The following is a 19,365-nucleotide window of genomic DNA, read 5'->3' on the forward strand; positions in this document are numbered from 1 at the left end:
GTGGTCACCTTTCTGTTCTATGGCGCATTGCCCTGTTCAGTATTGGTGTATTTGCTGGGCACGAAATCAAGACGGATCAAACGGCTTGCGAAGGAAGAAGCCGAATCAGCGTTGCAAAACGCCCCGAAGGTACCCCCTGCCGCTGACCCCGCCGATGAGAAAACCAGCGTGAATCCGTGAGGGTGTCCAACCCGCCGCCTTCCACGTTGGCAACACCCGCGCCGTTTAAGGCAATGCGGGCCAAAGCATAAATATCAGCCAGGTATTTGCCGCAAGACAGGCCAAGCTTGAAGCAGGCCGCATTCAAGGCATTTTGTTGAACAAACGCATCCAATACCTCTTGCCCCACTTCAAACGACTCTGGGCCAATGGCTGGCCCTATCCATGCCTTTATCTGAACTGCGGGCACGGCACACGCCTGCACCAATGCATTTGCACAGGCTTGCAAAACCCCGGCATGCAAACCACGCCAACCGGCATGGGCAGCAGCAACGCCCACCACCTTGCCAGAAACATCGATTGCCGCGAACAGCACAGGCAGGCAATCGGCGGTCATGATGGCCAAGGCCACATCGCTGCGGGTACTTAGGCAAGCATCGGCATTCGGGGGATTTGGATCGGGATTGGCAATCGGATTGACCAAGTTTGTGATGGAAAACACTTCACACCCATGCACCTGGTTTAACCAGGCAATTGGCGCACCCACATGGGTTTGCAATGCATTACGGCGACCTTGCACGTCTGCCAATACATCACCCACATGCGTTCCCAAATTGAAACCAAAAGAAAACGGCGTTGTACTGCCTTCCCGAAAGCCGGTTTCAGTGACAGCCACTTTCACACCCGCCCATTGCGGACCGATGTTCGAAAGTGGAATTGTTTTATTCAAGTTCGTCGAGGTCATCTTCATCAAAACGCACCAGTACGGAAGCCTTGTGCTGGTGCGCTTCCTCCAGTACCGCGTCTTCCACTTCGTCTGAATGGAAATCGATTCCTGCCATTTCACCCAGCAAACGCAGGTCTTGCGGCGCCTTGGCTACATATTCAGGCCACTCGTGATTGCCCAGACTTTCATCCCAGTCCTCGGCTGCTTCATCGTCACCTTGCACATGAAAATACGCCGGATCAGGAAAGCTGAGGTGCGTGGCATGTAGGGCCTGTCGTTCAAAGTTTTCGCCATTTGGCAGTTCGATCGATGAAAGCCGCAGCGCTGAATGACTGCCTGCACCCTTGATTTTATAAACAGGGTCAGCCACCAGCGCAAAGCCCGCGTGTTGGGCATGCACGCGAATTTGGTGCGTGCGGCCAGTTTCAAGGCGACACACCATCAAGGTAACCGGCACTTCCAGCAATTCACCAAAAGCCACTGGCGTGAAGTGGGTAACGGCTGGTTTGCCGTGATCCACCACAGCCATGCGCAAGCGATTACGTGGGTCGCGCCCAAGCGGGTTGTTCACGGTCAACGGGTTGGCAATGCGGCCCCACACCATGGCCAAATACACACGCTTCACAATACGGGCTTGCAGCATTTGCACCAGCTTCACCTGGGTTTCCTGGGTGCGGGCCACTACCATCAGGCCGGTGGTGTCGGCGTCAAGCCGGTGAACAATGCCTGCGCGGGGCACATGGATCAGTTCAGGGTCAAGGTGGTACAGGCCGTTCATCAAGGTGCCAGTCCAGTGCCCGGGCGCGGGGTGCACCACCAGCCCTGCCTGTTTGTTGACCACCGTGTATTCATCGGTGCGGGCCACAATGTCCAGGTTCATGTCTTCCGGAACCAGCGCCTGCATATGGGCCAGCACACCAGGGCTTAGTTCAATGCGGTCCATGCCCTGCACTTTTTGGTTGCCCTTGGCTGCAGCCACACCGTTGACCAGTACCCGCTCCTCTTTTAACCACCCTTGCAGACGGGAACGGGAATACTGCGGGAACAACTCAGCAATGACTTTGTCCAAACGTGAGCCTCCCAATTCCATGGGCACCCTGGCTTGCAAGGGCTGATCGGGTTGTGCGCTTTCAGCGCCGTCGAGAATTTGGGACGTCATATTTAAAATCGAATCTTTCAATTGGGTACACCGCCGGTGGGCGGCAAGGGCTTTGCCCGATATAATGGAAAACCATTGATGATCAAACAGGGACACTTCGGGTTTCGAAATCACATGAACAAAACCACACTGGCCCCGCGCACCGCCTGGTTGCGCACATTATCGCAGTTATTCCTGATCCCCGCGCTTGTTTTCGCGCTGGCCGCATGCGGCTCTGCAAAACAATTTGATGAAACCGAGGGCTGGAGCCCTGCCCGCCTGTACGAAGAAGCCAAGGCCGAGATAGACGCTGCCAACTATGAACGCGGCATCGAGCTGCTTGAAAAACTGGAGGCACGTTACCCCTACGGCCGCTTTGCCCAGCAAGCGCAAATTGACACTGCCTTCGCTTATTACAAGTCGGGCGACAATGCGCAGGCCTTGGCCGCAACAGACCGCTTTATCAAGCTGTACCCCAACCATCAAAACCTGGACTACGTGTACTACCTGCGCGGCTTGATCAGCTTCAACGAAGACAAGGGTATTTTCGCGCTGCTTTCCGGTGAAGAGCAAAGCGCGCGCGATCCAAAGGGCACCCGTGCTGCTTTTGATGCCTTCAAGGAAGTGGTCACCCGCTTCCCCGACAGCAAATACTACAATGACAGCAAGTCACGTTTGCAATATTTGGTGAATGCATTGGCCCAGAACGAATTGCACGTGGCCCGTTACTATTACAAGCGTGGCGCCTATCTGGCTGCTGTAAACCGTGCACAGGAAGTGGTTCGCCGGTTTGAACAAACTCCTTCCATTGAAGAAGCCTTGTTCATCAGCCTGCGCAGTTATGAAAAGTTGAACATGGCGGCTTTGGCTACAGACACCAAACGCGTGATCCACCTGAACTTCAAAGACAGCCCTTACTGGAACATGGACTTGCCTGAAAAGGATAAAGTTCAAGCTAGGTGGTGGCAGGTCTGGAAAGACTGATTTTTCATTTGCGACGCTTGTCAGTCATGAATTCAATCGCCACCTTCAATTCTCGCGTGCGCTTGAACGGCGGCAGGCTGCGCCACAGCAGCTTGCCGTAACCTTTTTCAACCAGACGGCGATCGCCTATCAACAAAACCCCCCAGTCCGTTTCATCACGAATCAGGCGACCCGCACCCTGCTTCAAGGCAATCGCTGCGTCGGGCAATGACAAATCCTGGAACGCATTGCCGCCGCGGTTTTTAATCAACTCGCTTTTGGCCTGAAAAACCGGGTCGTCGGGTGGTGCAAATGGCAACTTGTCGATGATCACCAATCGCAAGCCTTCACCGCGAATGTCCACGCCTTCCCAAAAACTGGCAGCCCCCACCAGAACCGGGTTGTTCAACACCCTGAACTGTTCAAGCAATTCCGCCCTTGAGGCCTCACCCTGCACCAGCAGGCTCCAGTCCAACTCGTCTTTTTCAATTCGATCACGCAGGTATTCACCCACCTGCTTCACAGCGCGGTGGCTGGTGCACAGAAAAAACACCCCACCCGCACTGGCTTGCAACAATGGCCACACAGCATCGCACAGCTTTTTGCTGAACTGCGGTTCATTGGGAAAGGGCAGATTATCGGGCACGCACAGCAAGGCCTGTGATTCATAATCAAAAGGGCTGGGCAGCAACAATTGCTTGCAGTCATCAAGCCCCACCTGCAAGGTGAAGTGTTGCAGGCTTTCCTTGATGCTCAATGTGGCGCTGGTGAACACCCAGGCCTTGGGTTGTTCAGCGTACAGCTTCGCAAATGCATTGGACACATCCAGCGGTGAATCACAGAACTGCACAACGTGGGTGGACACGCTGACCCAGCGTACCGACTGCGCGTCATCTTGCGCCGTGGCCGGAGAAAACCAGTCTTGCCAGCGCAGGCACAACTCGCTTGCGCGCCCCATCAGTTTTACCCACGATTCATTGCGCACCGACAAAGGGCTGATCATTTCGATCAAACTTTCAAGCCGGCTTTCAAAATCAGCGCATACAGCAGCCACGCCCTTGAGGGCCAGAAATTGTGCGTGCGTAAAACGTGCTGACTCAATTTCTGTGCCCACAATGCGGCGAATTTCTTTCAGTGCCAGTTCCATGGGACGCAACACAGCATCCCAATCGCCAGCATCGGCGCTCGACGTTCTACCTTCGATCAACACATCACGCAGAAATTCCTGACATTGCGCCGTGGAAATGGCTTGCCCCAACAGGCTGGTGGCAATGTCGGGCAACTGGTGGGCTTCATCGAAAACAATCACATCGCAGGCGGGAAGAAGCTCGGCTATGCCTTCTTCTTTCAAGGCCAAATCGGCCAGAAACAAGTGGTGATTCACCACAACCACTTCAGCGTCCAGCGCTTCGCGACGTGCCTTGTTCACAAAACATTCAGACGCATTCGGGCATTCACCACCCAGGCAGTTGTCTTTGTTGGACGTCACCCAGCTCCACACTGCGGAATCTTCGGGCACGCCAGCGCAATCAGCCCTGTCACCGGTGCGGGTGCGACCAGCAAACACTTTGACTTTTTGAAGGTGATCCACTTCACGCGGGGAAGGCAGGCGCGCTTCTTTCAAGGCACGTTCAAGATGAAAGTGACACACATAATTCTGTCGCCCCTTCAACAGGGCGACATTGACAGGCACGCCCAGTGCTTCACGCACCAAGGGAAGGTCTTTGGTGAAAAGCTGGTCCTGCAAAGTTTTGGTGGCCGTGGACAACAACACACGGCGCCCTGACAACAAAGCTGGGACTACGTACGCGAAGGTTTTACCCGTGCCGGTGCCCGCCTCCACAACCAATGCGGTTTGGCTTTCAATGGCCTGCCCAACGGCCTGCGCCATTTCAATTTGCGATTCGCGTGCGGAGAACCCGGCCAGGCGGCGTGCCAAAGCGCCGCCGGGGGCAAAGGCCTCATTCAAGGGTTCAGAAAAATCAAACATGCAGGGCGTGGATACGTTTAGGCAGAAAAGTTTAAGCAGGAATGTCCGGTTCAAGCTGGATCTGCAACAGGGTGATCGAGTCTTTGATCTGCAACTTGCGCTTTTTCAGTCTGCGAATTTGAAGCTGATCGAAACCGGGTTGCGCAGTCAGCATGGCAATGATCTGATCCAGATCGCGGTGCTCCACTTGCAATTCAACAATGCGGCGTTTGATCGATTCGATGTCTTCTGTGTGGACCATGGATATAAAAATTGAACCGGCTCAGTGTTATTGCCTATTGTAGCCGCAAGTATAAGGGGGCTGGAAACAATCTACCCCAAGGGGGTCACCCGGGTTAATGGCGTAGTCAATTGCCGGGGCTGGTGTTCTTGCTGCGCCGCTGGGCGTAATCGTTCAAACGGATCAAGTCTTCTGCCTGCCCCTGTACTTCCAGGTGGGCGCGTCGAATTTCAGCGCCTTGCAGGCGCACATCATCAAGGCAGCTGGACACAAAAAACTTCTTGTAACAGGCGCGAGACTGTTCGTTCAACTCATATTCCAGATACTCGAGCTTTTTCTCTCGATTCCCGACATATGTCCTGGCTTCTTCCAGGTTTGCTGGCGGCGTAGGTTTATTCGCTTGAAGTTGTACTGTGCTGCAGGCGGCAAGAAACACCATGGAAACAGAAAGAACAAGGGTGGGTACACGCGACACCCACTTGGGAAAGGACTTCACAAGCTGTGGCACAATGACTTGCTTACTTTGAAAACTCATAGACCAAACCCATGTCGCTTGTTCGAAATCGAATTATCGCCCAGTTGGCTCAAGAATTGGGCGCAGCACAATCACAAATCAAAGCTGCCGTAGATTTGCTGGATGAAGGCTCGACCGTTCCCTTCATTGCACGTTACCGCAAAGAAGCAACCGGCGGGCTGGATGACGCCGTATTGCGCGACCTGCAAGAACGCCTTGTGTACCTGCGTGAACTTGAAGACCGGCGCAGCAGCATTCTGGAATCGATTGAAAGCCAGGGCAAACTGACACCCGAATTGAAAACCGCGATTGAAAAAGCCGAGAACAAGCAAACGCTGGAAGACCTCTACTTGCCCTACAAACCCAAACGCCGTACCCGTGCACAAATTGCGCGCGAGGCTGGCTTACAGGGCCTGGCAGAGGAAATTTTTGCAAATAAAAATGCAGTGCCTGAGGTATTGGCTGGTGGGTACCTGAACGCCGAGCACCAGATCAACGACACCAAGGCGGCACTGGACGGTGCCCGCGATATTCTGGCGGAACAGTTTTCAGAGAACGCCGCCTTGCTGGCCTTGCTGCGAAATCGCCTGAACAGCGAAGGCGCAATTCGCGCTGCCGTGGTGCCTGAAAAAGCCGCTGAAGCCATCAAGTTTCAGGATTATTTCGAACATCAGGAAGCGCTGGCCAGTACAGCATCGCACCGCATGCTGGCCATGCTGCGCGGTCGCGAACAAGGCTTCCTGACATTGAAAGTTGATTTGCCCGAGGTGTGGGAAGCGGAAAACCCGCGTGCGCCGCACCCTTTTGAGTCTGAGATTGCACGCCTGCACGGCATTGAACGCGATGACAGCCCACGTGGCAAATTCCTGAACGAAACCTGCCGCTGGACCTGGAAAATCAAACTAGCCAGCACACTGGAAAGCGAAGTAATTGGCACCCTGCGCGATGCAGCACAAGCAGAAGCCATCTCCGTGTTCGGCAAAAACCTGAAAGACCTGCTGCTGGCCGCGCCCGCAGGCGGTAAAGCAACCATGGGCCTTGACCCTGGTATTCGAACCGGCGTGAAAGTGGCCGTAATCGACAGCACAGGACAGGTGGTTGAACACGCCACCATTTACCCACATGAACCACGCCGCCAATGGAATGAATCCATTGCATTGCTTGCGGCGCTTTGTATGAAACACAATGTCGAGTTGATCGCAATTGGCAACGGCACAGCCAGCCGCGAAACCGATCAACTTGCAGCCGACCTGCTTGCGCAGCACAAAGACCTGAAAGCCACGCGCGTGATGGTAAGTGAGGCCGGTGCGTCGGTGTACTCTGCTTCCGCTTTGGCCTCGGCTGAATTGCCGGAACTGGACGTGAGCATTCGCGGTGCAGTTTCAATTGCCCGCCGCTTGCAAGACCCATTGGCCGAGTTGGTGAAAATCGACCCAAAATCGATTGGCGTGGGGCAGTATCAGCACGATGTAGACCAGCGCCAGCTAAGTGGGCGTTTGGACGCAGTGGTGGAGGATTGTGTGAACGCGGTGGGTGTGGAAGTGAACACCGCTTCAGAGCAATTGTTGTCAAGGGTTTCCGGCTTGAATGCATCCGTTGCAAAAGCACTGGTGACATTCCGTAACACCAATGGTCAGTTCAAAAGCCGTGAGGATTTGCGCAAAGTGCCGCGCCTTGGCGACAAAACCTTCGAGCAGGCCGCAGGCTTTCTGCGTATTCATGGTGCGGAAAATCCGCTGGACGCCTCGTCAGTTCACCCCGAAGCCTACATTGTGGTGGAAAAAATGGCAGCCAAGGCCAAAAAGCCCGTGGGCAGCCTGGTGGGAAACCGCGAGGTTTTGAAGGAAATGAAACCCACTGAGTTTGTGGACGAACGCTTTGGTTTGCCCACCGTGCAGGACATTTTGGTGGAACTGGAAAAGCCGGGCCGCGACCCGCGCCCCAGTTTCAAAACCGCAAAGTTTGACGACAAAGTACACACCATGGCCGACCTGAAGCCGGGCATGACGCTGGAAGGCGTGGTGACCAACGTGGCCAACTTCGGCGCATTCGTAGACATTGGCGTACATCAGGATGGTTTGGTGCATGTATCCGCCCTGTCGAATACCTTTGTGAAAGACCCGCACAGCGTGGTTAAAACTGGCCAGATTGTGAAAGTGAAAGTGCTTGAGGTGGACATTCCCCGCAAACGGATTTCACTGACCATGAAAATGGGAGACGATGTGCCCAAGGCAGCACCACGACAGAATGCCGGGCGACCGGTTCAGGCCAACAGGGCTGGTGACGCACGAGGAAATTCTCGCGGCGATCGGCGTGGTGGTGGTGCGGCTTCGGGTTCGCAACAAGGTGCAGGGTTTGCGAACAATGCGTTTGCTGCTGCGTTTGCGAAGGCGAAGGGAAGCAAGTAAGCGGCATGCCTGGTTCTTTACATGGAATTTGCGAAGTCGCATTCCCTGAGCCAGTATCAATGCGGGGAATTCGACTTGATCAAGGCAGAATGAGTGGCGTACTGCGAACCGCATCACAGCCGAACAGCATTTCGTTTCGGCGAATCCAGATACTCTTTCGACTGCATTTCAACAATGCGGCTGACCGTACGGAAAAACTCATGCGCCATTGCACCTTCGGTGTAAAGCGCCTCAGGCTCAACCGCTGCCGACATAATCAGCTTCACTTTGTGGTCGTACAGCACATCAATCAGCCAGGTGAAGCGGCGGGCTTCTGAAGCCATACCGGCGCCCATCTTGGGCACACCGCTTAAAATCACGGTTTGAAACTGGCTGGCAATTTCAAGGTAATCATTTTGTGAACGCGGACCACCACACAAGGTGGGGAAATCGAACCACACCACTGAACCCGCGCGCCGAACAGCCTTGATCACGCGTGATTCAATGTGAAGCTCGGCTTCTTCGTCAGCCATTTCCGCCAGTCGGTTGAAGTCTTCCGTCAGTTGCCTGTCGGCCTGTGCATCAAGGGGCATCAGGTAGGTGTTCAATTGTTCAAGTGTGCGGCGGCGGTAATCCACACCCACATCCACATTGATCACATCCAGCTGCTTGTTCAGCAAGGCAATGGCAGGCAACAGGCGGTCGCGATGCAAGCCATCCGGATACAAGTCATCAGGTTTGTAGTTCGATGTCATCAGGAAAGTAACGCCATTGGCAAACAGGCCATCCAGCAGGCGATACAGAATCATGGCATCGGCAATGTCGGAGACATGAAATTCATCAAAACAAATCAGGCGGTAGCGCTTGGCGATTCGGGCTGCCACTTCGTCAAGCGGATCTTGAACACCTTTCAGGTCATCAAGCTCGGCATGTACTCCGCGCATGAACTCATGGAAGTGCAAACGCACCTTGCGCTGCACAGTTACGGAATTGTAAAAGCAATCCATCAAGAAGCTTTTGCCGCGCCCCACCCCGCCCCACAGATAAAGACCTTTGGGCACTGCCGGGCGATTCAAAAATTTCTTGATGACGCTGCTGCGTGCTTTTTTGTATTCCACAAACTCGTCGTAAAACAATTGCATGCGGTCCACAGCCTTTTGCTGTGCCGCATCCGACTGGTAACCACGCTCAATCAAAATCTGTTTGTAATAGTCCTGAACGTTCACGATGGCGGGATTTGATTTAATTCAATCAGAAACGGCCGATGAAGCAATTCACCAGCCGTTTGGGGAAAATGCACTGAACGAAAAATTAACCGTTCAGTTGACGCTTGTCGCAGGCCAAAGCCGCTTCTTTCACCACTTCAGACAAACTGGGGTGCGCATGACAAATGCGGCCAATGTCTTCAGAAGAAGCCTTGAATTCCATGGCCATCACAGCTTCTGCAATCAGATCGGACGCATGGCTGTTGATGATGTGAACACCCAGCACTTCATCGGTGGTAGCATCGGCCAGCACTTTCACGAAGCCTTGGGAATCGCCCTGCCCCAACGCACGGCCATTGGCCATGAACGGGAACTGTCCTGCCTTGTATTTGCGGCCTTCTTCTTTCAACTGTTGCTCGGTTTTACCAACCCAAGCCACTTCAGGAGAAGTATAAATAACCCAGGGAATGGTGTCGTAATTGCAGTGGCCAGCTTGCCCCGCCATGATTTCCGCAACCATCACACCTTCTTCTTCGGCTTTGTGGGCCAGCATGGCACCGCGGATCACGTCGCCAATTGCATAAATACCAGCCACCAATGTTTGGCAGTGTGCATCCACATCAATTTGGCCACGGTCGTTGGTTTTCAGGCCAACGGCTTCCAGGTTCAAACCATCGGTGTTGGGCACGCGGCCCACCGACACGATCAACCTGTCGCAATCCAGCTTTTGGTCTTTGCCCTCGGCATCGGTGTACGCCACGGAAACGCCTTTCTTGCTGGCTTTTACGTCAGCAATCTTCACACCCATGTTCAGCTTCAAACCTTGCTTGGTGAAGATTTTCTGCATTTCCTTGGCAACGCCTTCGTCGCAAGCAGCCAGGAAATTGGGCATGGCTTCAAGCACCGTGACATCCGCGCCCAAACGGCGCCACACAGAACCCAGCTCCAGGCCGATCACACCCGCGCCAATAACACCCAGCTTCTTGGGCACGGCACCAAATTTCAAGGCACCTTCGTTGTCGCATACCAATTCGTTGTCAACGGCGATGCCTGGCAAGTGGCGGGCTTTGGAACCTGTGGCCACGATCACCTGCTTGGCAGTGACTTTTTCCTCACCTGCAGCACTTTTCACGGTGAGTTCGAAACCACCCTCTACCTTGCCGGAAAAACTGGCCCAACCCTTGATCTGGGTGACCTTGTTTTTCTTGAACAGGTACTGAATGCCGCCAACCATTTTGGCAACAATGTCGTCCTTGCGCTTGACCATCTTGGCCACATCCATTTTCGCGCCAGTCACGGAAATGCCGTGGTCTTCTACGTGGTGCTGGATCTTCTCGAATTCTTCGGAAGATGCCAGCAAGGCCTTGGATGGAATACAACCCACATTCAGGCAGGTACCGCCCAAACGTGGCTCACCTTTTGGATCATCGTAAGCATTGCCTTCGATACAGGCCACTTTCATGCCAAGCTGACCCGCGCGAATCGCGGCGATGTAACCGCCGGGGCCCGCGCCAATTACTACAACGTCGTATTGTGTGCTCATGAATATCCCCTTACAGTTCCAGCAGCAAGCGTGCTGGGTCTTCCAGGGCTTCCTTCATTGCAACCAGGCCAAGTACCGCTTCACGACCGTCAATAATGCGGTGATCATAGCTCATGGCCAGGTAATTCATGGGGCGAATCACGATCTCGCCGTTCTCAACCACTGCACGTTCTTTCGTGGCGTGAATGCCCAAAATTGCGGACTGGGGTGGGTTGATAATGGGTGTGGACAACATGGAGCCGAACACACCACCGTTGGAAATGGAGAACGTACCGCCGGTGAGGTCGTCAAGGGTCAACTTGCCGTCTTTGGCCTTCTGGCCAAATTCCGAAATTTTCATTTCAATGTCAGCAATGCTCATTTGATCGGCGTTGCGAATAATGGGCACCACCAAACCACGGGGAGAACCCACGGCAATACCGATGTCGAAGTAGCCATGGTAAACAATGTCGTTACCGTCTACAGATGCGTTCAACACTGGGTACTTTTTCAAGGCAGCCACTGCCGCTTTCACAAAGAAACCCATGAAGCCCAGCTTGGCACCATGTTCTTTCTCGAACTTGTCTTTGTACTTGTTGCGCAAGTCCATGACCGGCTTCATGTTCACTTCGTTAAACGTAGTGAGGATGGCATTGGTTTGCTGCGATTGAACCAGGCGTTCTGCCACGCGTGCACGCAAACGGCTCATTGGCACGCGCTGTTCCGGACGGCCTTCAATCAGTGTCGAAGGGTCGAGCGGCGCTTTCACTTCAGGCAACAAGCTGACAGGCTTGGCGGCCTGAGCAGGTGCAGCAGCAGGCTTGGCGGCTGGTGCCGCAGCAGGTGCATTCAATGTACCGATTACATCGCCTTTGGTGATGCGGCCGTCTTTGCCGGAACCGGCGATTTGATCAGCACTCAGCTTGTTTTCAGCCATCATTTTGGCAGCGGCTGGCATGGCGACTGAACCATCGGCATGGCCTGAAGGGGCTGACACGGCCGGTGCTGCTGCGGGCGCAGCCGCTGACGGGGTTGAAGGTTTGACTTCCGAAGGTGTTTCGCCAGCGCTTGCCTCGGTGTCAATTTTGGCCAAAAGCTGACCCGCCACCACAGTGGCGCCGTCTTCACACAAAATTTCAACAATGACACCAGCCAAGGGTGCCGGCACTTCAAGTACCACCTTGTCAGTTTCAATGTCTATCAGGTTTTCATCGCGCTTAACGGCTTCACCGGGTTTTTTATACCAATTCAACAACGTTGCTTCGGCGACAGATTCGGACAGTTGTGGTACGACCACGTCTACGATTGCCATGGAATATTTTCCTTTTTGATTCTTTGTTCAAGTGCGGGCGACCACCATGGCCAGCCCGCTTCCTGTGTTTACTTTGTGATCACAAAACCCTTGAGCTTGCCAAATGCAGCGTCCAGCAGCGCTTTTTGCTGCTCGTTGTGCTTGGCATAGTAGCCAACTGCCGGGGAAGCAGAGGCCGGACGGCCTGCATACCCCAAGCGTTGACCATCCGACAGGTTTTCCAGAACGTTGTGCTGAATCTGGAACCAAGGGCCCTGGTTTTGTGGCTCGTCCTGGCACCACACCACATCAGTCATGTTCGGGTACTTGCGCAATTCGGCGCTGAGTGACTTGTGCGGGAATGGATACAACTGTTCTACACGCACGATCGCGACATCCTTGATGTTGCGCTCGCGACGGCTGGAGACCAGGTCGTAATACACACGGCCGGAACAAAGGACTACTCGCTTGACCTTGCTGGCTTCCAGTTCACCCTGGTCACCAATGACGGTCTGAAAGTGACCCTTGGACAAGTCTTGCAGCGAAGAGGTGGCTTCCTTGTGACGCAACAAAGACTTCGGCGTCATGATGATCAGGGGCTTGCGGAACAAGCGGATCATCTGGCGGCGCAGCAGGTGGAAAATTTGTGCTGGCGTTGTGGGCTGGCACACCTGCATATTGTTTTCTGCACACAGCTGCAAATAGCGTTCAATGCGCGCTGAAGAGTGTTCCGGGCCCTGGCCTTCGTAGCCATGCGGCAACATCATGACCAAACCGGAAGCGCGACCCCACTTCACTTCACCGGAGGAAATAAACTGGTCGATAACTACTTGCGCGCCGTTGGCGAAGTCACCGAACTGCGCTTCCCAGATAACCAATGTGTTGGGTTCTGCGGTGGAGTAACCGTACTCAAAACCGAGCACAGCTTCTTCGGACAACACGGAGTCAATTACGTTGAACGGCGCTTGACCTTCCGACACATTTTCAAGGGGAATGTAAGTACCCTCATTCCATTTTTCGCGACCTTGATGGTGCAGCACTGCATGACGGTGCGTGAAGGTGCCACGCCCGCAATCCTGACCAGTCATGCGAACAGCATAACCCGAAGACACCAGCGAGGCGTAAGCCAGGTGCTCGCCCATACCCCAGTCAAGCAAGGTTTCACCTTGCCCCATGGCTGCGCGGTCAGCAATTACTTTTTGCACCAGCGGGTGCACCTTGAAGGTGTCTGGCACGGTGGTGATGCGTTCGGACAAACGTTTGATTTCGGAAATTGGCACCGAAGTATCAGCAGCATCGGTCCACTTTTTGTTCAGGTAAGGCGACCAGTCCACGGCAAACTTGCTTTTGTAGTTGGTCAGAACGGGGTCGGCACGATTGTGCTTGCCTTCGTCCATGGCAGCACGGAAGTCGGCTATCAGTTTTTCCGCACCATCTTCTTTCAAAATACCCTGCATTACCAAACGCTCGGCATACAGAGCACGTGTGCCGGGGTGCTTGCCAATGGTTTTGTACATCAGCGGCTGGGTTACGGCAGGGGTGTCCTGTTCGTTGTGACCCAGTTTGCGGAAACACACGATGTCGATCACCACGTCTTGCTGGAATTCCATGCGGAAATCAAGCGCAAGCTGGGTTACGAAAATAACTGCCTCGGGGTCGTCGCCGTTCACGTGAAACACGGGGGCTTCAATCATCTTGACCACGTCTGAACAGTACAGCGTGGAGCGGCTGTCGCGAGGGTCAGATGTTGTGAAACCAATCTGGTTGTTGATCACGACGTGGACCGTGCCACCCGTGCCGTAGCCGCGAGTGTGCACCAGGTTCAGGGTTTCCATCACAACGCCCTGCCCGGCAAACGCGGCATCACCGTGCACCAGCACTGGCAAAACCTGGCGGCCTTCTTTGTCGCCACGGCGTTCTTGACGGGCCTTTACAGAACCTTCAACAACAGGGTTGACGATTTCAAGGTGCGACGGGTTAAACGCCAAAGACAAGTGCATGGGGCCACCGGGGGTGGTCACATCGGATGAAAAGCCCTGGTGATACTTCACGTCACCGGCGGGCAGGTCATCGGCTTGCTTGCCTTCAAATTCTTCAAACAATACGCTTGGGCTTTTGCCCAGAATGTTCACCAACACGTTCAGCCGACCACGGTGGGCCATGCCGATTACGGTTTCCTGAACACCGACTTTACCGGCACGTTGAACTACTTCATCCAGTGACGCGATAAACGACTCGCCACCTTCCAGCGAAAAGCGCTTCTGGCCCACATAACGTGTGTGCAAATAGCGCTCAAGACCTTCTGCTGCGGTAAGGCGCTCAAGAATGTGCAGTTTTTCCTGTGTACTTAACTGGGGGGTTCCAAGGCTTGTTTCCATGCGTTCCTGCAACCAGCGCTTCTGGGCGGGGTCGCTAATGTGCATGTATTCAATGCCGATGGAGCGGCAATAGGTGTCGCGCAATGCCTTCACAATGTCGCGAAGGGTCATTTGATCGTGACCGAAATAGGTATTGGTGGCGGAGAACGTGATGTCCATGTCCGCTTCAGTCAAACCGTAGAAGGCAGGATCAAGCTCGGGAATAATTGGACGTTCCTGGCGCTTAAGCGGATCCAGATCAGCAAAACGTGAGCCCAGAAAGCGGTATGCAGCCACGATTGACTGTACATGCACCTGTTTCTTGGCCACTTCCAGGTCAGCAGAATGAATCTGCGGCTGAATGAAGCCTTTCTTGGCACGTTGAGCAAAGGATTGAACCACCGGCGCATGGGCTACGTCTTTCTCGTTCACGTCACCGTGAGCGGAAGGCACCATTTGCATTTGGTCAAAATAGGCGCGCCATTTTTCCGGCACGGAGCCTGGGTTGTCCAGGTAGGACTCGTACATTTCTTCGACATAGGGCGCATTGCCCCCGAACAAATACGAGTTTTGTTGAAATGATCGCATCATTTGCGCTTCACCTTTTTCCGAGTTTCTCGTTTCAAAGATGTGGGGTTCGGACTCGACCTTGGCTATTGCCATCGGACCGAATCCCTACACACGTGGGTTAAACCGCACTCCCCGTCTGGTTTGTGGAGCCCCTGCCCCTAACCAGATAGCAAAAAACAGCCAATGACGACTGTTTTAAGAGTTAAGCCCAAAGGATAGCAGATTAGATACGAGACCCTAAAATGATCTGACAAGGCAGACCAAAAATATGTGGTTTTCAGGAAACGATTTGCCACAGCATCTGAAAACACCACCATAGAGGGGGAAACCCACTCCATATGGGGATCACTCTTTCCAGCATTTCGCAGACCATAAATCTAATTCCAACGAAGGGATAAGGGCATGGCAATCCGAAAGTATCGGGGTATCGAAATGGACTCCGCGCACATTGACATGGCAAAAAACCTGGACAGTGTCCACGACCTGATCGACGAACTTCGAGACCTACAATCAACGTGGAACAACCTGAGCCTGCTGGGCGAATTGACTCAAGTGGGTACTGAAATAGCAGATACTCGCCAACACTTTCAGCAACTGGCCAGCGACCTTACGAATTTTCTGGTGAAACAATCCACCCGCCAAACTGTCGAATTGCTCGCTTCACGGGCTCAAAATTCAATCGATATATTAGTCAGAAACCTGTACGAAAGAACGGCCGACATTGGTTTCCTGGTCACTGACTCGGCTTTCACAGGACATTGCATCGACGCTCAGCATTCTTCCTTGAGCGAGGAGGCCAGCGGCCATATCCGCCAAAGGATGAAGAACTACACAAGCAACTATTCTGTTTATGAAAACGTAATTTTGCTGGACCAGCATGGTGACGTGATTGTCGACATGCTGGGCGAACTTGCCCCGGGCGAAGACCTGAAATGGATCAAGCACAAGGTTGCTGCAAGTGCACAATATGCAGAGGCGTTTCGCCCTTTACGAATGAACGACAAATCCGATGAATTGATTTATGCCTGGAAGATGACGGTATCGGGCCAGACCAAGGGGTATATTGCGCTCGTGTTCAATCTTGAAGAAGAGAGTAAAGCGCTGTTCTCGAAGGTGATTGGCCCGCGTTTGCCCGATACACCACCAGAGTGGCGTGTGTGCGGAGTAAGCGACGCAGCGGGCAAAGTGCTTATTTCAAGTAATTCGCAGTATGTGGGCCAAGGACAAATTATCACGCTCTCGGATCAGGCCGAGTGGGGCATTACCCAAATAGGGCCAGTCGCTTACCTTTGCTGCATACGACCCACGCGTGGCTACCAAGGCTACTCAGGGCCGGGCTGGAAGGGATTTTGCCTTGTGCCGCTAAGCCACGCATTTGGCCAACAGCATGCGGGCGAAGAAGGCGGGCTATCGGAAATTGATCCGAATGCCGGTTTGATTGACGCCAGAATTCAAGACTTTCAGAGCCAGGCAGCACAGATACAACGGCAATTGAACCGAAGCATCTGGAATGGCAACATAGCCCAGCGAAATTCAAATTCAGCACTGGGAAACTCGTTCGGGAAAACGCTTTTATGGGAAATCAGTCGAGCTGGCGAACGGACAAAAACCTTGTTCAGTGATTCCTTGAATAATCTCGTCAATACTGAAATCAATGGTTACCAGAACGAGCAACAAATTCACGCCATGCTTGCCATGGATTTGATGGACCGCAATCTGTACGAACGTGCAAACGATTGCCGCTGGTGGGCACTGAACCCCACGCTAAAAGAGGCACTCCTGAATGCGGAAAACCCGGAAACGAGACTGAATGCTGCCAATTGCCTAAAGCATATTCACAGCCTTTACACGGTATACACAAACATTTTTCTGCTTGACCGAAACGGTTGCGTAATCTGCGACAGCGCATCCGAGGTAGAGCCCGGAAAACATATCGAGGCGGGCTGGATACACAACGTGATGCAGCTAAAAAACCAGTCGCAATACTGCGTGTCAAAATTTGAAAAAACCGATCTTTATCAAGATCGACCCACCTACATTTATTCCGCAGCCGTGTTCGAGAACGCGGACAATCCATCCCAATGCATTGGGGCAATTGCGCTGGTATTTGACAGTGAGCCGCAGTTTGAAGCCATCCTGAATGAATCCATGGGGGAAAGCAAACACAAGGCTTTTGCATTTATTGTTGATGAGAAACAGCAAATCATCTCATCAACCACCGACCAGTTCACTGAAAATGGCAAGTTTACCTTGCCCTGGAAACAGAACCGCAAATTTGTCAAACAGGCGACAGACTTGGGCTATTTCAACATCGCCGGAAAACTTCTTGCCTATGGGCTGTGCAACTCGGGCTCTTACAGAGAATTCAAGAGCGATTCAGACACTTATCAAAACAATCTGATTTGCCTGTATGGCCTGGAAATCGGCACATTGAAACAGGAAAACAAACAGTCTGAGGAAATCAGCTTTGAAGAATTCCGGCACGCAGGCCAGAAAGAACAGACGGTGGACATTGCCGCATTCCGTGTGGGCAGACACTGGTACGGCATTGACAGTGAAGACGCTGAGGAGGCGTTTCTTTGCAATCAGATTGTCAGTCTGCCAAACTCGCCAGACTGGATATTGGGCAACACCTTGCACCGCAAACAGGCGATTACGATTGTGGACGTATCTGAATTTCTTTCCAGTTCAGGCAGCGAACCCGACACGGGTCAACGTCAGCAGATGATTCTTCTCCGAACGGGAGGGAACAATGCCAAAGTGGCATTGGCTGTGGACGAACTGGGAGAAATACCTAGCCTGCCCATGTCTGCCATTCACGAATCAGACCGTCTGCAAGAACAGGGCGGCATTGTTCAAGGACTAATCAAGACATCAAACAATGTACTGGTGTTGCTCAACAGTGAACATTTGCTGCGTCAACTGGAGACAGGAATAAAAAAAGCCCCTCGCATGAACAAGGGGCTTTCATCCGAAACAATCGGGCGATGAATTAACGCTGATCGATGGGCTTTACATCGCGGTGCGCTGCACCATTGAACAACTGACGTGGACGACCGATTTTGTACTCGGGGTCTGCAATCATTTCGTTCAACTGGGCGATCCAACCCACAGTGCGGGCCAGCGCGAAAATCGCTGTGAACAATGGCACTGGAATGCCGATCGCTTTTTGAACGATGCCGGAATAGAAGTCCACGTTCGGGTACAGCTTGCGCTTCACAAAGTATTCGTCTTCCAGGGCGATTTTTTCCAAAGCCATGGCGATCTTGAACAATGGGTCGTCGTGCAGGCCCAGTTCGTTCAATACTTCGTGACAGGTTTCACGCATCAGCTTGGCACGCGGGTCGTAGTTCTTGTACACGCGGTGGCCAAAGCCCATCAGGCGTACTCCGGAATCCTTGTCTTTCACCTTGGCAATGAAATCGCCAATTTTTTCCACACCGCCGTTGGCCTGAATTTCGGTCAACATGTTCAAACAAGCTTCGTTGGCACCGCCGTGTGATGGGCCCCACAGGCAGGCAACACCTGCAGCAATGGCCGCAAACGGGTTGGTCCCGGAAGACGCACACAGGCGAACTGTGGAAGTGGATGCGTTTTGTTCGTGGTCTGCGTGCAAAATGAAGATGCGGTCCATGGCGCGAACCAGCACATCATTCACCTGATACTCTTCACACGGATTGCCGAACATCATGCGCATGAAGTTGGCGGTGTAACCAAGTTCGTTCTTGGGGTAAATGTTCGGTGCGCCAATGCCGTATTTGTAGGCCATGGCCACCAAAGTCGGCATTTTTGCGATCAGGCGGATCGCGGAAATGTCGCGCTGGTTTTTGTCCAGCAGATTCATGGAATCGGGGTAGAACGCTGACATGCCACCGACCAAACCAGTCATCACGGCCATGGGGTGCGCGTCGCGGCGGAAACCGCGCAAGAAGAAATTCATTTGATCATTCACCATGGTGTGCTTGGTGACCAGTTCATCAAACTTGATCTTTTCAACTGCGTTGGGCAATTCGCCATTCAACAGCAGGTAGCACACATCCATGAAGTCGCAGTTTTGGGCCAATTGCTCAATGGGGTAACCACGGTACAACAATTCGCCCTTGTCACCATCAATGTAAGTGATGGATGAATTGCAAGAGGCCGTTGAAAGGAAGCCTGGATCGTAGGTGAATTTGCCAGTCGAACCATACAGCTTGCGGATGTCGATCACATCGGGACCAATGGTGCCTTTGTGAATGGGAAATTCTACCGAAGGGGTGCCGTCAGTAAACGACAGCGTGGCCTTGTGTTCTGTGCTCATCGGATTTCCTTCTAATGGGATT

General features: G+C 53.2%; 13 protein-coding genes. 3 read left to right on the plus strand and 10 right to left on the minus strand.

Annotated elements, in window-relative coordinates:
- Positions 1-76 precede the first annotated feature (76 nt).
- Entirely contained in the window at positions 77-910 is an 834-nt protein-coding gene (locus V7028_RS06265) for a polyphenol oxidase family protein (protein ID WP_334119233.1), read from the minus strand.
- Positions 882-2,045, minus strand: coding sequence for an RluA family pseudouridine synthase (locus V7028_RS06270; protein ID WP_334119234.1), 1,164 nt, complete (start codon positions 2,043-2,045; stop codon positions 882-884). The genes V7028_RS06265 and V7028_RS06270 overlap by 29 nt, the downstream gene beginning before the upstream one ends.
- A 114-nt stretch (positions 2,046-2,159) precedes the next feature.
- Here V7028_RS06270 and V7028_RS06275 point away from each other — a divergent pair, with 114 nt between their 5' ends.
- A complete protein-coding gene (locus tag V7028_RS06275; RefSeq protein ID WP_334119235.1) occupies positions 2,160-3,008 on the plus strand; it encodes an outer membrane protein assembly factor BamD in 849 nt (282 codons plus the stop codon).
- A 4-nt stretch (positions 3,009-3,012) separates the two neighbouring features.
- Here the strand turns inward: V7028_RS06275 and V7028_RS06280 are convergent, their stop codons facing one another.
- From V7028_RS06280 to V7028_RS06290, 3 genes are all read right to left on the minus strand, one after another.
- Positions 3,013-4,977: an ATP-dependent DNA helicase gene (locus V7028_RS06280; protein WP_334119236.1), complete on the minus strand. Its 1,965-nt coding sequence runs from the start codon at positions 4,975-4,977 to the stop codon at positions 3,013-3,015.
- Positions 4,978-5,008: 31 nt separating this feature from the next.
- Complete coding sequence (locus tag V7028_RS06285) at positions 5,009-5,218, minus strand: YdcH family protein (RefSeq protein ID WP_257512765.1); 210 nt, start codon at positions 5,216-5,218, stop codon at positions 5,009-5,011.
- Between the two features lie 106 nt (positions 5,219-5,324).
- Entirely contained in the window at positions 5,325-5,732 is a 408-nt protein-coding gene (locus V7028_RS06290; protein ID WP_334119237.1) for a hypothetical protein, read from the minus strand.
- 11 nt (positions 5,733-5,743) lie between these two features.
- Between V7028_RS06290 and V7028_RS06295 the strand changes: the two genes are divergently transcribed.
- Entirely contained in the window at positions 5,744-8,119 is a 2,376-nt protein-coding gene (locus V7028_RS06295) for a Tex family protein (protein WP_334119238.1), read from the plus strand.
- 113 nt (positions 8,120-8,232) lie between these two features.
- Here the strand turns inward: V7028_RS06295 and zapE are convergent, their stop codons facing one another.
- The 4 genes from zapE to V7028_RS06315 all read right to left on the minus strand — a co-directional run bounded on the left by zapE (position 8,233) and on the right by V7028_RS06315 (position 15,064).
- Positions 8,233-9,324 carry a cell division protein ZapE gene (gene zapE / locus V7028_RS06300; RefSeq protein ID WP_334119239.1) on the minus strand — a complete coding sequence of 364 codons (1,092 nt, stop codon included), beginning with the start codon at positions 9,322-9,324 and terminating at the stop codon, positions 8,233-8,235.
- A gap of 85 nt (positions 9,325-9,409) precedes the next feature.
- A complete protein-coding gene (gene lpdA, locus V7028_RS06305) occupies positions 9,410-10,846 on the minus strand; it encodes a dihydrolipoyl dehydrogenase (RefSeq protein WP_334119240.1) in 1,437 nt (478 codons plus the stop codon).
- A 10-nt stretch (positions 10,847-10,856) separates the two neighbouring features.
- Positions 10,857-12,137, minus strand: coding sequence for a 2-oxoglutarate dehydrogenase complex dihydrolipoyllysine-residue succinyltransferase (odhB, locus tag V7028_RS06310; protein ID WP_334119241.1), 1,281 nt, complete (start codon positions 12,135-12,137; stop codon positions 10,857-10,859).
- 68 nt (positions 12,138-12,205) lie between these two features.
- The gene (locus V7028_RS06315) at positions 12,206-15,064 is read right to left on the minus strand and encodes a 2-oxoglutarate dehydrogenase E1 component (protein ID WP_334119242.1); all 2,859 of its coding nucleotides are present in this window, start codon (positions 15,062-15,064) and stop codon (positions 12,206-12,208) included.
- 381 nt (positions 15,065-15,445) lie between these two features.
- Between V7028_RS06315 and V7028_RS06320 the strand changes: the two genes are divergently transcribed.
- Entirely contained in the window at positions 15,446-18,034 is a 2,589-nt protein-coding gene (locus tag V7028_RS06320; RefSeq protein ID WP_334119243.1) for a chemotaxis protein CheW, read from the plus strand.
- 1 nt (position 18,035) lies between these two features.
- On the opposite strand, the gene V7028_RS06325 is transcribed toward V7028_RS06320, so the two are convergent.
- Positions 18,036-19,343 carry a citrate synthase gene (locus V7028_RS06325; protein WP_334119244.1) on the minus strand — a complete coding sequence of 436 codons (1,308 nt, stop codon included), beginning with the start codon at positions 19,341-19,343 and terminating at the stop codon, positions 18,036-18,038.
- Between the last annotated feature and the right edge of the window lie 22 nt (positions 19,344-19,365).

This window comes from Limnobacter sp. (assembly GCF_036846585.1).
GTDB lineage: Bacteria > Pseudomonadota > Gammaproteobacteria > Burkholderiales > Burkholderiaceae_B > Limnobacter.